This is a genomic window from Streptomyces sp. NPDC002779, assembly GCF_042888685.1.
Classification (GTDB): domain Bacteria; phylum Actinomycetota; class Actinomycetes; order Streptomycetales; family Streptomycetaceae; genus Streptomyces.
On record NZ_JBIAQC010000012.1, the window covers coordinates 106316 to 122074 of the forward strand.

The window sequence follows — 15759 nt, forward strand, 5'->3', positions numbered from 1 at the left end:
TGCCCGCCACTCCTCACGGAAGGTCACCGCCGTGCCGTTCCTCGACGTCAATGGCGTCCGGCTCAACTACTACGACAACTCACCCCCTGGGACCGGGACTTCGGCGCCGCCCGTGCTGCTGGTCATGGGCTCGGGCGGCAGCGGCCGGGCCTGGCATCTGCACCAGGTACCGGCATTGGTCGCCGCCGGGTTCCGGGTGATCAGCTTCGACAACCGCGGGATCGCCCCCAGCGACGAGGGCGCGGACGGGTTCGGCATCGACGACCTGGTCGCCGACACCGCCGCGCTGATCGAGGAACTGCGGCTGGGCCCGTGCCCGGTGGTGGGAATCTCGATGGGCGCACACATCGCCCAGGAACTCGCCGTGTCCCGGCCCGAACTGGTCGACCGGCTGGTGCTGATGGCCACCCGCGCCCGCTCGGACGCGCTGCGTACGGCGCTGTGCCGGGCGGAGATGGAGCTGTACGCCCAGGGTGTCCGGCTGCCCGCCGCCTACGAGGCGGTGGTGCAGGCCATGCAGAACCTCTCCCCGCGCACCCTCGACGACGACCAGCGGGCGCGCGACTGGCTGGACGTGCTGGAGCTGACGCGGGTGTCGGGCCCCGGGCACCGGGCTCAGCTCGCGGTGGGCGCCATGCCGGACCGGCGTCCGGCCTACCGGGGCATCCGGGCGGCCACCCGGGTCATCGCCTTCCAGGACGACCTGATCGCCCCGCCGGCGCTGGGCCGCGAGGTCGCCGAGGCCATCCCCGGCGCGGAGTTCGAGATCGTGGCGGACTGCGGGCACTACGGCTATCTGGAGGCGCCCGAGGCCGTGAACAAGCTGATCCTGGAGTTCGTGGGGCGGTGAGAACACGGCAGGACAGGACGAAGGGCCTCCCGGCCGAAGCCGGGAGGCCCTTCCGTCGTCACGGTGTCACTTGATGAGCAGCTGGTGCGCGGCCAGTTCGCGGTACAGGGGGTTGGTGTCGGCGAGTTCGTCGTGGCGGCCTATGGCGACGACCTCGCCGTGTTCCAGCACCACGATCTGGTCGCTGTCGACGACGGTGGACAGCCGGTGCGCCACCACGAGCAGGGTGCGGTCGGTGGTGACGGAGCCGATTGCGTCCCGCATCAGCACCTCGTTGCGGGCGTCCAGATTGCTGGTCGCCTCGTCCAGCAGCATGATCGGTGGGGCGGCGAGGAAGGTGCGGGCCAGCGCCAGCCGCTGGCGTTCGCCGCCGGACAGCAGCACACCGCCCTCGCCGACCTCGGTGTCGAGGCCCTGCGGGGCCCGCATGACGATGTCCTCCAGGTTGACCGAGCGCAGCACCTCGCGCATGTCCTCGTCGGTGGCGTCGGGCGAGGCCAGGGCGAGATTGTCCCGGACGGTTCCGGCGAGGACGGGCGCCGACTGCTCGACGTAGCCGAGCTTGTGGCGCAGAGCGGGCCGCGGCAGGTCGCGTACGTCGGTGCCGTCGACGCGGACGGTGCCCGAGGTGACGTCGTAGAACCGCTCGACCAGGGACAGCAGGGTGGACTTGCCCGCGCCGGAGGGGCCGACGAGCGCGGTGCGGGTGCCGCGCGGCACCACCAGGGACACGTCCTTCAGGACGGTCTCGCCGCCCTCGTAGCCGAAGGTGACCTGGTCGAACTCGATCGCGGGCGGTTGCGGGGCGGTCGGCTCGGGCTCGCCGCGTTCGCGCACCGACAGCAGGGCGGCGGGGGTTTCGGCGAGGTCGGACTCCTGCGGCAGCTCCATGACCTCCTCGATCCGGTGCAGGGCGCCGAGGCCCGACTGGAGGCGGGAGTAGGCGTTCAGGGCGCGGCCGAGCGGGAACCACAGCGTGAACAGGAACAGCAGGAAGGAGACCAGGTCGCCGACCTCGATGGCGCCGGAGGCCACGCGGGCGCCGCCGACGCCCAGGACCACCAGGAACGCGACCTGGACAGTGGTGGACGTGATCGGGTTGATCAGCGACTGGAGGCGCGCGATGCGCAGTCCGGCGTCGTGGGCGTGCCCGGCGAAGGCGTCGACGGCCCGTGCCTCGCGCTCCTCGGCGCCGCTGGCCCGGATGGTGCGGACGGCCGAGATGGCGCGCTCCACCGCGGAGGTCATCTCACCGACTCGGTCCTGGGCGTCCCGGGAGGCCCCGCGCACCTGCCGGGACAGTCCCACCACGGCCAGGACACCGGTCGTCAGGCCCAGGGCCGTCGCCCCGAAGAGCAGCGGGTCGATCAGGAGCATCATCACCGCCGAGCCGCCCACCAGCAGGACGTTGGTGACGATGTCGAACAGCCCGGAGGTGACCACGGCGCGCAGCAGGGTGGTGTCGGCGCCGACGCGGGAGAGCAGGTCCCCGGTGCGGCGCCGGTCGTACTCGGCGATGGGCAGCCGCAGCAGCCGGGCGACCAGTCGGCGGCGGGTGCCGAGGACCAGGCCCTCGGCCACGCGCTGGAGCAGATAGTCACGGAACCCGCTGAGCACGGCCCCCGCGAGCAGGGCCGCCACGAGCAGCCCGACCAGCCCGGCCACTCCTTCGTCGGCCTCCATGCGGGTCAGCACGTCGCGGATCAGCAGCGGCTGACAGAGCGTCAGCAAGGTGACGGCCAGCGACAGGAGCCCGACGGTGCCGAGGACCGGCCAGTGGCCCTTGAGGTGGGGCAGCAGCGTGCGCAGACCCACGTCCCCGGTCCGCCCGCCGGCCGTCCCGGCGGGTGCCGCCGTCCGCGTGGGCGCGGGCGCGGGCCGCTCCCTGGTCTGCGTGCTGGTCATCGCTCTGCCACCTTCTGTCTCGGTCCGGTCGGTCGGCCGTACGACGGGTCAGCCGGCCGCGCCGAGCACATAGCCGTCGGCCGGGCGCAGCGCGCGGGAGCGGCGCAGATCGGTCAGCACGAAGGTGCGCTGGAGCCAGCGGTCGGTTCCGTCGTAGCGGGGGGTGAACTCGGTGCGGCCGTGCACGGTGACCCGGTTGTCGACGATCGCCAGCTCTCCGGGCTGGAGCCGGTGGGTGGCCGCGGTGCGGTCGAAGTGGTCCTGGAGCACCCGCAGCGCCTCGGCGGCGCGCTCGGTGGCCGGGCTGGTAGCGGCGATGTCGACCCGGATGTCCGGGTCGTGGGGGTCGCCGGTGAGCACCGGGGCCGGGGCGGTCTCGACGTCCCCGAGGCCGAAGGAGGGCGGCGGGGCGGTGACGAACTCCGGTGCCCACAGCGCCCGTACGGTCTCGGCGGGCAGCAGCGGCAGCACCTGTCGGATGCAGGCGGTGCGCAACCCGGCCCGGCCCTCGGGGTCGGCGCGCAGGCACAGCAGCATCACGAAGTCGGGGCGGTGCTCGTGGAAGGCGTTCTCGTTGTGGAAGGTGAGCAGGGTGGAACCGGCGTTGCCCTGGAACTCCTCCATGCCGGGCACGGGGACGACGTCCTGGACGAGGGCGCCGCCCTTCTCGGGGCGGAACGCTCCGGGGTCGCCGAGCCCGGAGGCGATCATCAGCAGCAGCGCTGCGGCCAGGGAGGGCTCCCGCTGGACCGATCCGTTCACGCTGGGGGTGGGCGGGAGTTCCATCGCGTCGACCGGGAGTCCGCGCAGCACCAGTGCCCCCTGCGGCCCGGAATACCGGCGGAATTCCGCGAGAATTCGGCGGGGCGCCGGCGGCAATTCGTGCCAGGAATTCCGGGCGGCCGCCACCCACTCCGGATCATCGGGCCGACCCGAGGTGCGGCCCGCGAGTTTCCAGGCGATTTCCTCGACGAGCTGCGTGTCCTGGCCGGTGAGGGTCATGTCGTAGGGCGCAGTCGCACGTCCGGTATTCACAGCCATCGTCGGACAGCCTCCGTCCACATCGCTATCGGGTGCACTCCGGACGCTAGGGCGGGGCGTTATCGGCCGCGTATCGGTTCAGCATGTCCGGAGATGCTCTCCGAATTTCCACCCGGCGTTCATGGGCGCAGTTCGGCCAGGTCCAGGAGCAGGTCCTTCACCTCGGTCGCCGCGATCACGTCCCGGACCGGGGCGCCGGCGTCGGAGACCAGCAGCACCGGGCCGTCCTGGGGGTCGCCGGGCAGGCGTCCATGGCTGCCGCGCACCCGGGAGCCGTCCAGGGGGATGACGTTCATCGTGTAGCGCAGGCCGAGCTTCTTGCGGGCCAGCGCCTTCACCGCGCGCAGCTTGACCAGCGGATCGGTGTGGTCGAAGGCGAGTTCGGCCGGGTCGTAGCCGGGTTTGCGGTGGATGTCGACGGTGCGGGCGAAGTCGGGGGCCCGGAGGTCGTCGAGCCAGTAGTAGTAGGTGAACCAGGAGTCCGCGGCGGCCACGGCGACGAGATCGCCGGCGCGTTCGTGGTCGAGGCCGTGTTCCTTCTTGCCGGTGTCGTCGAGGAGCTCGGCCACGCCGTCCACGCCGCGCAGCAGCTCCGCGACCCGGAGCCGGTCGGCGGGGTCTCGGACATAGACGTGGGCCACCTGGTGGTCGGCGACGGCGAAGGCACGCGAGGTCCAGGGGTCCAGGTACTCCATGCCGTCCTGAGTGTGCACGTCCAGCAGTCCGGCGCGGCGCAGGGCGCGGTTGAGATGCACGGGCCGGGTGACCGGGGTGATGCCGTACTCGCTGAGGACGACCACCGTGACGCCGTCGCGGCGGGCGTCGTCCAGCAGCGGGGCGAGGGTGCGGTCCAGTTCGGCGGCGGCGCGGCGGGCGGGCCTGCCGTGCGGGCCGTGCCGCTGGAGGTCGTAGTCGAGGTGCGGTACGTAGACCAGGCTGAGGTCCGGTCGGCGGGTGCGCAGCAGATGGCGGGCGGCGTCCACGATCCACCGGGAGGAGGCGATGCCCGCGCCGGGCCCCCAGTACTGGAACAGCGGGAAGTCGCCCAGCTGGTCGGTGAGTTCGTCGTGGAGCGCGGGCGGGCGGGTGTAGCAGTCGGGTTCCTTGCGGCCGTCGGCGTAGTAGACGGGCCGCGGGGTGACGGTCCAGTCGACGTCGGCGCCCATGGCGTACCACCAGCAGACGTTGGCCACGGTGTAGCCGGGCCGCAGCGACCGGGCGGCGTCCCAGATCTTCTCGCCGCCCACGAGCCGGTTGTGCTGGCGCCACAGCAGGACGTCGCCCAGTTCGCGGAAGTACCAGCCGTTGCCCACGATGCCGTGGCCGGCGGGGAGGCGGCCGGTGAGCAGGGTGGACTGGACGGAGCAGGTGACGGCGGGCAGCACGGTCTCCAGCCGGGCGCGCCGGCCCTGCGCGGCGACCTCCGCGAGGTGCGGCATGTGGGGCAGCAGGCGTGGGGTCAGGCCCACGACGTTCAGCACGAGCAGCCGTTTCACGGGGCGTCCTCCAGCGTCAGGCCGAGGTCGATCAGGGTGTCCCGGGTCCAGGCGAGTTCGCCGGCGATGCCGTCGACCAGGTCGGTTCCGGTGGGTGCGCCGGGCAGCACCGGCCAGGTGTAGGTCTCCACCTCGACGTGGTCGGTGCGGGCCGTGCCGCCGCCCAGCAAGGCGGTGAGCGCGGCGGTGAGTTCGGGGCGGGTGCTGCGCAGCGGCGGCGGCAGCTCGCGCTGCACGGGCACGTGGTAGTGGATGCGCCAGGGGCCTTCGGCGGGCAGCGCGCCCGCGAGTGCCTCGGGCAGGTCGTCCACGGCCAGGGGCGCTCCGGCGGCCGCTTCCCGGGTCTGGTGCAGGAACCGCCGTTCGTCGAAGGCCGCCACCGCGGCGCGCGCGGCGGGGTCGTCGGGCCGGTCCACGTGTACGGCGCAGGAGGCCTGCGTCTTGACCACCGGCAACCGGGCGGCGGCCAGCCGGGCCAGGGCGGGGCCGGGTTCCTCGTGTGCGACGGCGAGATGGCAGGTGTCCAGGCAGACGCCCAGCCACTCCCGGTCCACCGAGTCGAGCAGCCCAGCCGCCTGGCCGGTGGTCTCGATCAGGCACCCCGGTTCGGGTTCGAAGCCGACGCGGACGCTGCGCCCGGTGTCGGCGGCGATCTTGGCCAGGCCCTCGGCGAGCAGGTCCAGATGGCGGCGGAGCAGGTTGTGGCGGTCCGGGGCGAAGGGCTCGCGCCAGGCGAGCGGAAGGGTCGAGACCGAACCGCGCGCCGCGTCGGCGGGCAGCAGCCCGGTGAGCACGCGGGCGCAGGCCAGGGTGTGGGCGAGCCGGGCCGGTTCGGTCCAGTCGGGCCGGTAGACCGCCTTCTTGACGGTCGGGGCGTGGAAACCGGTGTAGGGGAAGGCGTTGAGCGTGACGACCTCCAGGCCGCGCCGGTCCAGCTCCGCGCGCAGGGCCCGCACCGCGCCGGGGTCGGTGTCGAGGACCGTCACGACGGGGGCGGCCAGCCACAGGCCGAGGCCGATCCGGCCGGCCCCGAGCCGTGCGCGGACGGGCTCGGCGAAGCGGGAGAGCTGGGCGACGATGCCGTCGAGCTCCTCCGCGGGGTGCACGTTGGTGCAGTAGGCCAGGTGGACGGTGGTGCCGTCGGGGTGCCGCAGACGCACGTCGGGACGCCTCCTACCTCTCCCCGCGCCGGATGGAGCTGCCCTCGAACTCCGCGGCGGGCGCGGCGTCAGGGGCGTCGAGCTCCAGGCGTCCGCTCCGGCCGTAGAAGGCGACCGGGTTGCGCCACAGCACCTTGTCCACGGCGTCCTCGTCGAACCCGGCGGCACGCATGGCGTCGGCGGTGCGGCGGGTCTTGAGCGGGTCGCTGCGGCCCCAGTCCGCGGCGGAGTTGACCAGCATCCGGTCCGTGCCGTACTCGCGCAGCACCGCGACCATGCGCTCCTCGCTCATCTTGGTGTCGGGGTAGATCGAGAAGCCCGTCCAGCAGCCGCTGTCGGCGACCTCGGCGACCGTCACCTCGTTGAGGTGGTCGACCACGACCAGCGACGGGTCGATGCCGGACTCGCGGATCACGTCGAGCGTGCGGCGGGTGCCCTCGGCCTTGTCCCGGTGCGGGGTGTGGACGAGGACGGGCAGCTCGTACTCGACGGCGAGCTGGAGCTGGGCGGCGAACGCCTTGTCCTCCTGCGGGGTCATCGAGTCGTAGCCGATCTCGCCGACGGCCACGACCCGGTCTCGGACCAGGTAGCGGGGCAGCACGTCGAGGACCTCGGTCAGCCGCGGGTCGTTCGCCTCCTTGGGGTTGAGGGCGAGCGCGCAGTGGTGCCGGATGCCGAACTGCTCGGCGCGGTAGGGCTCCCAGCCGAGCAGGGCGTCGAAGTAGTCGGTGAAGGAGCTGACGCCGGTGCGCGGCTGGCCGAGCCAGAAGGAGGGTTCGACCAGCGCGCGGACTCCCGCGGCGGCCATCGCCTCGTAGTCGTCGGTGGTCCGGGAGGTCATGTGGATGTGGGGGTCGAAGATGCGCGTCACGTCGTGGCCTCCGTCGGTGCGGGATGGGTCGTGAGGAAGGCCAGGACATCGGGCGGGACCGGCCTGGCCGCGGCGCGGCGCTCGGTCGCGAAGTCGGCCATCATGCGGGCGAGTTCGGCATCGGCACGCTCGTCGAGACCGGCCACGCCGGCCAGCGGGATCCCGACGAACACACACTTCAGGACGGCCTGCCGGAAGGCGTGGGCGTCCAGGTGGCGGGCGCCGTAGGGGCCGAGGGCGGCGGCGATCAGCCGCGGGTCGTTGGTCCGCAGGGCGTCCTCGGTCAGCCGCAGCGCCCGGTCCCCCAGGCCCGAGGCCTGCTCCAGCAGGGGCAGTGACCTGAGCACGGCCCGCCGTTCGGCCGCCCCGCCGAGGCGGTACAGCCGCGTGGCCACGGCCGCGAGCTGCTCGCCGCGCAGCGGCAGCGCGGCCAGCAGCAGGGCGCGTACGGCGTCGTCGACCGTCCATCCGGCCTCGCCCTCGCCGGTGTCGAGCGGGTCGCGTCCGCAGCGCCGGGCGGCCACGGCGAACAGCCCGTCGACAGCGGTGACATCGTCGCTCACCGCTGTCCGGGCGTCCGCCAACCAGATGCGGGCCCGCTCGGGCAGCAGCGCCTCCAGACGTGTCATGCCACGGCCTCCTTCCGCACGGCGGCCCGCGCCGAGTGCTCCGCCGTGCGCAGGAAGGCCAGCGAGTCCGCGGCCACGGTCACCGCGGCGTGGCTGTGGCGGGGCAGCTCGACGGCGACCAGGCCGCGGTAGCCGGTGTCGGCCAGCGCGGCGAGCACGGGCGGGAAGTCGATCTCGCCCGTGCCGAACTCCAGGTGCTCGTGGACGCCCCGGCGCATGTCGTCGATCTGGACGTTCACCAGCCGTCCGGCGACCCGCCGCACGCAGTCGGCGACCGACTGGGGTTCCAGGCAGCGGCAGTGTCCGATGTCCAGGGTGAGGCCGAACACGTCCGGGTTGCCCAGCCTGCGGCTCAGCTCGTCGTAGGCGTCGAGCGTGTCGACGAACATGCCGGGCTCGGGTTCAAAGCCCAGCGGCACCCCGGCCCGTTCGGCGGCCTCGACGACCTGGGCGCAGCCCGCCAGGAGCCGGTCCCAGACGGTGTGTTCGGGCAGGTGCGGGTCGGGGGTGCCGCTCCAGAACGACACGGCCTCCGCGCCGAGTTCGGCGGCGATGCGCACGGCGCGCAGCAGCAGGTCCACCCGGCGTTCGGTGCCCTCGTCGGACATCAGCACCGGCTGGTGCTTGCGCCAGGGGTCGAGGACGTAGCGGCCGCCGGTCTCGACGACGACGGCGAGGCCGAGCCGGTCCAGGCGGGCGGCGAGCCGCCGCACCCGCTGGGACAGGTCATCGGCGAACGGGTCGAGGTGACGCGGGTCGAGGGTCAGCGCCACGCCCTGGTAGCCGAGGTCGGCCAGCACCATGAGGGCGTCGTCCAGGGTGTGGTCGCCGAAGCCGTTGGTGCCGTAGCCGAAGCGCAGCGGGAGGGGCGGGGTGGGGCCGGGGGTGGTGGTCATGTCGGGGACACCTTTCTGCCCAGTCGGCGGGCCAGCGGCAGACCCGCGGCGAGCGCGGCACCGAGGGCACCCCGGCCCGCGGCGGCGGTCAGCGCGGCCTGGAGCGGCAGCAGGCCGTGGATGCCGGCGCCCACCGCCTGCCGTACCCGCAGGGACGACGGGGTGCGGGCGGCGGCGATCTGCGCGCGGGCCCCCGCGGCGGTGTAGACGGCCGTGCACACGGCCGCGGCCACCTGGTCGGCGGGCCGGGCGCGGCGCCCGCGGGCGAGGGCGGCGGCGCCGACGGCCAGACCGCCGGCCAGCGAGGTCAGCGGCACCGCGCGGGGCGCGCCGTGCACCTCGTACCGGCTCAGCCGGGTGAGCAGGGCCGTGTGCAGGCCGACGGTGGCGGCCGTGGGCAGCGCCCGGCGCAGTCCGCCGGGGCCCGCGCCGGCCAGCACGTCGAGGGCGCGGGCGGCCGCCATCGCCGGGGCGGCCGCCCGGGTCGGTTTGAGCGCGAGGTCGTACGCCCAGACGGTCCCGGCGAGCGGCAGTGCCGTGAGCAGCCCGCGCCGTCCCTGGGCGAGGACGGCGAGGCCCAGGCCCGCTGCGGTGAGCGAGCCGGCCGTCGCGAGGGCGGCCGCGGGGCTGATCTGCCCGCTGGGGATGGGGCGTTCGGGCCGCTCCACGGCGTCGAGGTCGCGGTCGGCGTAGTCGTTCAGGGCCATGCCGGCCCAGTACAGGCAGACCGAGGAGGCCACCGTGCCGAGGGTCGACGGCCGCAGCGGCCGCCCCGCCGCTGCCGCCCCGGCGAGCACGTCGCCGGGGACGGAGAGCGCGGCGGGGGCGCGCACCAGCCGCAGCAGGGTCCGCGCGGAGGGCGCCACGTCAGCGCCCCACGGCGTCGCCGAGGCCGCGGGCCCAGTCGACGAGGGCGGCGTACTGCGCCTCCAGGCCGTGTTCGCCCCCGCCCAGCGGGTCCTTGAAGAAGAAGCCGAGCTCGGGCAGCGGGCCCGCGAGACCCGCGCGGTGGGCGAGGGCCGTGAACCGCGCCAGGTCGAGCACGAGCGGGGCGGCCAGGGCGGAGTCGCAGCCCTGCCAGGTGAACTGGAGGGACATGCGCACGCCGAGGAAGCCCTCGAAGGTGACGTGGTCCCAGGCGGTCTTCCACTCGCCGAGGTCGGGCACGTGGTGGATGTGTACCCCGCCCTCGACCGGATGACCGAGGACGCCTTCGAGGACGAGCGCCTTGGAGTCGGTCTTGCTGGCCGCGCTCGCGGGGTCGGCGAGGGTCGCCCCGTCGCCGCCGCCGAGCAGGTTGGTGCCGGACCAGGACCGCACCCGCAGGGCACGGTGGGCGAACATGGGTGCCAGCGCCGCCTTGAGCAGCGTCTCCCCGGTCTTGCCGTCCCGGCCCGCGTACGGCAGCCCCCGCTCCCTGGCCAGTTCGTCCAGGGCGGGCAGCCGCGCCCCCGTCGACGGGGTGAAGTCGACGAAGGCGCAGCCCGTCTCCAGCGCGGCCCACGCGTACAGGGCGCTGTCGGGCAGCACCGGCTCGCCGCGCTCCAGCGCCGCGCGCAGCAGGCCGAGCGAGGCGTGGGCGGGGTGCGGCTCGGCGGGTGGCTGCGTGGAGGAGACGTTGACGACGACGACCCTGTCGAGGCGGTGGCGTTCCCGGAACCGGGTCAGGTCGGACGCGACCGCGTCCGCCGCGGTCCGCCCGGCGGGACCCTCGGTGTGCGGGGCGGGACGGATCTCGGCGTCCGCCGCGCCGAGTTCCCCGGCCACCAGGTCCGGCAGTCCGGCCGGCAGGACGCCCTCCTCGGCGAGCTGGCCGGCCCGTTTGGCGAGCGGGGTGTCGACGACGTCGTGTCCGCCGAACACCAGCTCGTCGAAGCCGGGCAGGGGCAGATCACGGAAGGGGCCGAGGGTGCTGACGCACCCGGTGGCGGGCATCAGCCCGGCGCGCAGCGCGGCGGCGCCCGCCACGGTGGTCGTCGCCACCGAGCCGCGGGCACCCACCAGCCAGATTCCGGTACGCATGAAAGTCCTCTCAGGGCCGCCCTCGGCCGGTCAGCTCATGCCTTCGGGAAGGGGGTAGGACTGGAAGTCGCGGTCCAGGCGGGTGAGCGAGCGCGGCAGCCACTTGGCGGCCTCGCGGGCCACGGTGGCCTGCGGCAGGGGCTCCTTGACGTTCCACTGGTCGGGCTTGGCAATGGTCTGGATCGCCCAGGCCATGGCGTTGATCGGCGCGATGCGCTCCCAGCGGTGGCGGTCGATGCCCAGCAGGGTCATGGCGCGCATGAAGATGAACCAGATGTGGTACCCGGGCGGCGGGTTGCCGTTCATGGTGTGCACCGGGCGCTCACGGCGCGGGTCGTAGAGGACGCCCTGCGCGAAGTCGGCGAAGGCGCCCACGAGTCCGCGGCCGTACGGCCGGTAGAGGGCGTCGAAGACGCCGAGCTGTGCCGTGGACAGCACCTGGAGCGGGCCGCGGATCGGGGTGACGTACTCGGTGAAGTTGTGCGGGTAGTCCCGGGACTTGGCCATGCTCATCCAGGTGTCGAAGATGGCACGCTCCCACTTGTCGCCGAGGGCGGCGGCGATGTCGGCGTAGGCCTGCTCCAGCTCCGGACCCGAGTTGTAGAGGGTGACCTCGTCGAACTGGTACCAGAGTTCGTTGGCCCGGCGGTCGCCGAGCATGCCCGGCACGTCGGGGAACTCGGCGTGGCCGGGGGCGGTTTCGACGGCGAGGGCGCCCGGGGCGGCGAGGAGCTGACCGCCGGCACCGAGGCCGAGGGCGGCGGCGGTGCCCAGGGAGGTACGCAGGACGCTTCGCCTGCCAAGGTTTTTCTGCACGGTTCTTCCTGTTCTGTCGTGAGCGGGTGGGACGGAAGGTGGTAGGACGCGGGTCGGACTCAGACCGGTAGACCGGCCGGGGAGATGGCTGCCGGGAGGTCCGCCTCGGCGTCGTGGCGCTGGATCCAGGAGACGTCCTGGACCAGGGACGCCATGGAGTCCTTGGGCGCGGTCCCGTCCGCCGCGGGGCGCAGCCGCTGCGAGCCGCTGTCGCGGGAGCCGAGCTGGACCCGGGCGGTGTGCGGGCGGCGGACGTCTTCGTAGCCGCGCAGCGCGTCGGCGATCCGCTCGCGCGAGCCGGCGGCCGGGGAGGTGTGCGGGGCGTCCAGGAAGTGGGCGAGGACGGCCGCGTCCTCGACGGCCTGGCCGACGCCCTGGCCGTGGTGGGGCAGCATCGGGTGCGCGGCGTCGCCGAGCAGGGTGACCGCGCCGCGCCCCCAGAAGGGCAGGGGTTCGCGGTCGTACAGCTCCCAGCGCCGGGTCTCCCGCACGGCGGCCACCAGGGCGGTGACGTCGGGGTTCCAGCCGGAGAAGGCCGCGGCGAGGGCGACGGGATCGCCGGGCGCGCTCCAGGACTCCAGGTGCTCCTCACCGCCCGGGACCACGGCGACGAAGGTGAGCTGTTCCCCGCCCCGCACCGGGTAGGCCAGCATGCGGGCGTCGGGGCCGGCCCACACCAGCACGGTGTCGTCGGGCAGTCCGGGCACGTCCCGGCGGTCGACCAGCCCGCGAAGTGCGCTCTGCCCGGCGAAGACAGGCAGGTCGGGGCCGTGCAGCCCGCGGCGGACCACCGAGTGGACGCCGTCGGCGCCGATCAGGACGTCGGCTTCCTCGACGGCGCCGTCGGCGAACTCCAGCCGGACGGCGTCGCCGTCGTCGGTGAACCGCGCCAGCCGGCGGCCGAGCCGGACCGTGCCGGGCGGCAGCAGTCCGGCGAGCAGGGCGTGCAGGTCGGCGCGGTGGATGGTGTAGTACGGCGCCCCGAACTCGGCGCGCCAGGCCTCGCCCATCGGCCTGCGCACCAAGGTGGTGCCGCCCGCCCACTCCCGCACCTCCATCGCCGCGGGTTCCACGCCGCGCGCCCGCAGGGCCTCGCCGAGGCCCCAGCGCTCAAGGATCCGGGTGCCGTTGGGGGTCAGATGCATCCCCACGCCGACTTCGCCGAGCGCGGGGGCCTGTTCGTGGATCCGCACCTCGTGACCCGCCCGGGTCAGGGCGACGGCCGCGGCGAGTCCGCCCATTCCCGCGCCGACGATCGCGATCCGTACCTTGGGCACCGGATGTTTCCTTCCGTATCGGTGACAGAGCGTTGAGGGGAGGGCCTGCGGGCGCTCAGGCCCGTGCGTCGCACACGGGTTCCGTGTCGGACCAGACGAGTGCGGCCGAACCCCAGGTGAGGCCGCCGCCGAAGGCGGTCAGCACGAGGCGGTCGCCCTCCCGGACCTGGCCCGCGGCAGCCGCGTCGGCGAGGGCCAGCGGGATGGAGGCGGCGGCGGTGTTGCCGACCTCGGCGATGTTGGAGATGACGCGCTCGGGGGGCAGCCCGAGGCGCTTGGCGACGGAGGCGAGGATGCGCTGGTTGGCCTGGTGGCCGACGAAGGCATCGATGTCGTCGGTGCTCCAGCCCGCGGCTTCGGCCACGGACCGGGCCGACTCGGTCATCGTGGTGACGGCGCGGGTGTAGACCTCGCGTCCCCGCATGGTCAGGTGGTCGGCGCCGGGCGGGATGGTGATCAGGTCGGCTCCGGTGCCGTCGCTGCCGAGTTCGGCATGCAGCAGCGCGCCAGGGGTGTCCCGGTGACCGCGTTCCAGGACGACCGCTCCGGCGCCGTCGCCGAAGACGACGGCCGTGCCCCGGTCGGCGGGGTCGACGATGGAGGAGTAGACGTCCGCGCCGATGACCAGGGCGCGCTCGAAGGTCCCGGCGGTGATCATCGCGGCGGCGGCGGTGAGGCCGTAGACGAATCCGGAGCACACGGCGGACAGGTCGAACGCGGCCGCCCGGAGGCCCAGTCGGGAGGCGACCGTGGGGGCGGTGGCCGGGCAGCGCCGGTCGGGTGTGGTGGTCGCCAGCAGGACCAGGTCGCAGTCGTCCCGGCCGGCGGACTTCAGCGCGGCGCCGCCTGCGGCGACGGCCAGGTCGCCGGTGCCGGTGCCGGGTGCGGCACGGCGACGGCGTTCGATGCCGGTGCGGCTGTGGATCCAGGCGTGGTCGGTGTCCAGGTGCCGGGACAGGTCGTCGTTGGTGACGACGGACTCCGGCAGACAGGTGCCGAGTCCGGTGACGACGGCCGCCGGGGCGGGGTGCGGGCCGGTCATGCGGGGGTGCCTCCTTCCCGTGCGGTCATGGGAGCGGCAGCGGCCCGAAAATCCTCGTGGGCCGCGGTCACATGGCGTTCGGCGAAGTCCGGGCGGGCGATGGGGGCGGTGATCAGTTCGTCCGGTACGGCGAGGGTGCCGAGGAGCTCCAGCCCGTCCAGCGGGGCCGCGGCGGCCGCCTGGCGGGTGTCCTCCAGACGCAGGACGGCGTCGGTGTCGAGGATCCCGGCCCGCAGTCCGGTCAGGGCGTGCTCCAGCAGACAGGCAGCCGCGTACTGGCCCAGCAGCCGGGTGCCCAGCGGGCCTTCGGGGTGGGCGGCCCAGTGGCCGAGCGCCAGCGTCTGGCAGACCGCGCGGGTCCAGCGGGTGCTGGCCTCACCGGGTCCCGACTGCTCGACGCGGTCGAGGAGGACGTCGCAGATCTGCCGCATCAGCAGCACGGTCTCGGCGCCGCCGGCCACCGCGACCGCCTCGTCCAGCACGGCGTCGAACTCCTTGCGGTGGCGCAGGGCGTAGCGCGACGCCTGATAGCCGAGGACGGTGTTGTCACCGCCGAAGGTGACGGCGATCTCGTAGTCGTGCAGCAGCGGGGCGATCTGGTTGTCGTCGTGGTAACCGAGGCCCCCGCACAGTTCACGGGTCTCGGCGAGGGTGTGCCGCGCGTCGCCGGTGCAGCCCGACTTGCCGCAGGAGATCAGGGCGTGCACCACCTGGTCGCGGGCGGGTGGGTCCTGGGCCGCGCGGGCCACGGCGACCGAGGTCAGCGCCGCCATGGCGTGGCGGGCCGCGAGCGCCCGGCAGACGGCGGTGGACAACCGTACGCGGTAGTGGGCATGGCCGATCAGCGGTGCCCCGAACGCCTGCTTGACGACCGCGAACCGGGTGGTGACGGCGCATGCGAGGAGCTGGGCGTGGGCGGCGCCCACGGACGGGAAGAGCCGCTCGTGGGTGAAGGTGGCCAGGCACTCCTCGAACCGCCGGTGGCGGGGCAGCGGGGAGCGGTAGGTCCCGTCGGAGCCGACGGCGGCCCACCGGTCCATGAGCGCGGACAGCGGCAGACGACAGTCGGTGAAGGTCAGCACCCCGGTCTGATTGGCCGTCACCCCGCCTTTGGGCTCGGCGCGCCCGATGCTCACCCCGGGCAGCACTCGGCCACCCTCGCGCAGCGGCACCCGGAACCAGTGGTGGCCCTCGTCGCGGCCGCCCACGACCAGGCGGCCCAGCACCATGGCCACGTCGCCGGTGTGCAGGCTGTTGCCGATCCACACCTTGGCGTCGGCGGGGCTCGGAGTGTTCAGCACCAGGGTGCGGTGCGTCGGGTCGAGGACGGCGGTGGTCCGGACCCGCTTGAGGTCGGAGCCCGCGTGCAGTTCGGAGGCGGCGAAGCAGTACACCTTCGCCATCCGGTCGATCTCCGGCCCGTAGGAGCGGAGCTGGCCGGGGCCGCCGTGGCTGAGCAGCGCGTCGCCCGCGATCTGGTGCGAGACCAGGACGTTGAGCAGGGACAGGTCGTAGGCGCCGATCCAGCCCATGGTGCGCAGGAAGCCGGGGAAGGCGTCGCTGTCCCCGCGGCCCAGCCAGTCCGAGTTGGCGGTGAGTCCGGCCCCGTTGAGGAGCCGTGCCCGGCGCAGCGTCAGCAGACTGTAGTCGTACAGGCTCTGGCCGGCCGGACGGACGGGGGCGAACTCGGGCCCGGCCAGCACTCGGGCCAGTTCTTCTTCGCGATGCGTCATGGACTCCCCCAGGATCGGGTC

14 protein-coding genes are annotated in these 15759 nt (G+C 74.0%); 1 reads left to right on the forward strand and 13 read right to left on the reverse strand.

What is annotated here, in order from left to right:
* Nucleotides 1–31 precede the first annotated feature (31 nt).
* Nucleotides 32–850 carry an alpha/beta fold hydrolase gene (locus tag ACFYW5_RS29515; RefSeq protein WP_389420150.1) on the forward strand — a complete coding sequence of 273 codons (819 nt, stop codon included), beginning with the start codon at nucleotides 32–34 and terminating at the stop codon, nucleotides 848–850.
* A gap of 66 nt (nucleotides 851–916) precedes the next feature.
* On the opposite strand, the gene ACFYW5_RS29520 is transcribed toward ACFYW5_RS29515, so the two are convergent.
* The 13 genes from ACFYW5_RS29520 to ACFYW5_RS29580 form a co-directional block, all read right to left on the reverse strand.
* Nucleotides 917–2755, reverse strand: coding sequence for an ABC transporter ATP-binding protein (locus ACFYW5_RS29520; RefSeq protein ID WP_389420151.1), 1839 nt, complete (start codon nucleotides 2753–2755; stop codon nucleotides 917–919).
* 48 nt (nucleotides 2756–2803) lie between these two features.
* Nucleotides 2804–3796, reverse strand: coding sequence for a TauD/TfdA family dioxygenase (locus ACFYW5_RS29525; protein WP_389420152.1), 993 nt, complete (start codon nucleotides 3794–3796; stop codon nucleotides 2804–2806).
* 119 nt (nucleotides 3797–3915) lie between these two features.
* Nucleotides 3916–5292 carry an alkaline phosphatase family protein gene (locus ACFYW5_RS29530; protein WP_389420153.1) on the reverse strand — a complete coding sequence of 459 codons (1377 nt, stop codon included), beginning with the start codon at nucleotides 5290–5292 and terminating at the stop codon, nucleotides 3916–3918.
* Entirely contained in the window at nucleotides 5289–6452 is a 1164-nt protein-coding gene (eboE, locus tag ACFYW5_RS29535; RefSeq protein ID WP_389420154.1) for a metabolite traffic protein EboE, read from the reverse strand. The genes ACFYW5_RS29530 and eboE overlap by 4 nt, the downstream gene beginning before the upstream one ends.
* A 13-nt stretch (nucleotides 6453–6465) precedes the next feature.
* Nucleotides 6466–7323, reverse strand: a complete 858-nt coding sequence (locus tag ACFYW5_RS29540) for a TatD family hydrolase (RefSeq protein ID WP_389420155.1) — start codon at nucleotides 7321–7323, stop codon at nucleotides 6466–6468.
* The gene (locus tag ACFYW5_RS29545; protein ID WP_389420156.1) at nucleotides 7320–7952 is read right to left on the reverse strand and encodes an EboA domain-containing protein; all 633 of its coding nucleotides are present in this window, start codon (nucleotides 7950–7952) and stop codon (nucleotides 7320–7322) included. Before ACFYW5_RS29545 ends, ACFYW5_RS29540 begins: the two co-directional genes overlap by 4 nt.
* Nucleotides 7949–8848: a sugar phosphate isomerase/epimerase family protein gene (locus ACFYW5_RS29550; RefSeq protein WP_389420157.1), complete on the reverse strand. Its 900-nt coding sequence runs from the start codon at nucleotides 8846–8848 to the stop codon at nucleotides 7949–7951. Before ACFYW5_RS29550 ends, ACFYW5_RS29545 begins: the two co-directional genes overlap by 4 nt.
* Complete coding sequence (locus tag ACFYW5_RS29555; protein ID WP_389420158.1) at nucleotides 8845–9714, reverse strand: SCO3242 family prenyltransferase; 870 nt, start codon at nucleotides 9712–9714, stop codon at nucleotides 8845–8847. Before ACFYW5_RS29555 ends, ACFYW5_RS29550 begins: the two co-directional genes overlap by 4 nt.
* A gap of 1 nt (nucleotide 9715) precedes the next feature.
* Nucleotides 9716–10870 carry an inositol-3-phosphate synthase gene (locus ACFYW5_RS29560; RefSeq protein WP_389420159.1) on the reverse strand — a complete coding sequence of 385 codons (1155 nt, stop codon included), beginning with the start codon at nucleotides 10868–10870 and terminating at the stop codon, nucleotides 9716–9718.
* A gap of 30 nt (nucleotides 10871–10900) precedes the next feature.
* Entirely contained in the window at nucleotides 10901–11686 is a 786-nt protein-coding gene (locus ACFYW5_RS29565) for a hypothetical protein (protein WP_389420160.1), read from the reverse strand.
* Nucleotides 11687–11745: 59 nt separating this feature from the next.
* Nucleotides 11746–12963, reverse strand: a complete 1218-nt coding sequence (locus ACFYW5_RS29570) for an FAD-dependent monooxygenase (protein ID WP_389420161.1) — start codon at nucleotides 12961–12963, stop codon at nucleotides 11746–11748.
* A gap of 55 nt (nucleotides 12964–13018) precedes the next feature.
* The gene (locus ACFYW5_RS29575; protein ID WP_389420162.1) at nucleotides 13019–14005 is read right to left on the reverse strand and encodes a beta-ketoacyl-ACP synthase III; all 987 of its coding nucleotides are present in this window, start codon (nucleotides 14003–14005) and stop codon (nucleotides 13019–13021) included.
* Nucleotides 14002–15738, reverse strand: coding sequence for an acyl-CoA dehydrogenase family protein (locus ACFYW5_RS29580; protein WP_389420163.1), 1737 nt, complete (start codon nucleotides 15736–15738; stop codon nucleotides 14002–14004). The genes ACFYW5_RS29575 and ACFYW5_RS29580 overlap by 4 nt, the downstream gene beginning before the upstream one ends.
* Nucleotides 15739–15759: the final 21 nt, after the last annotated feature.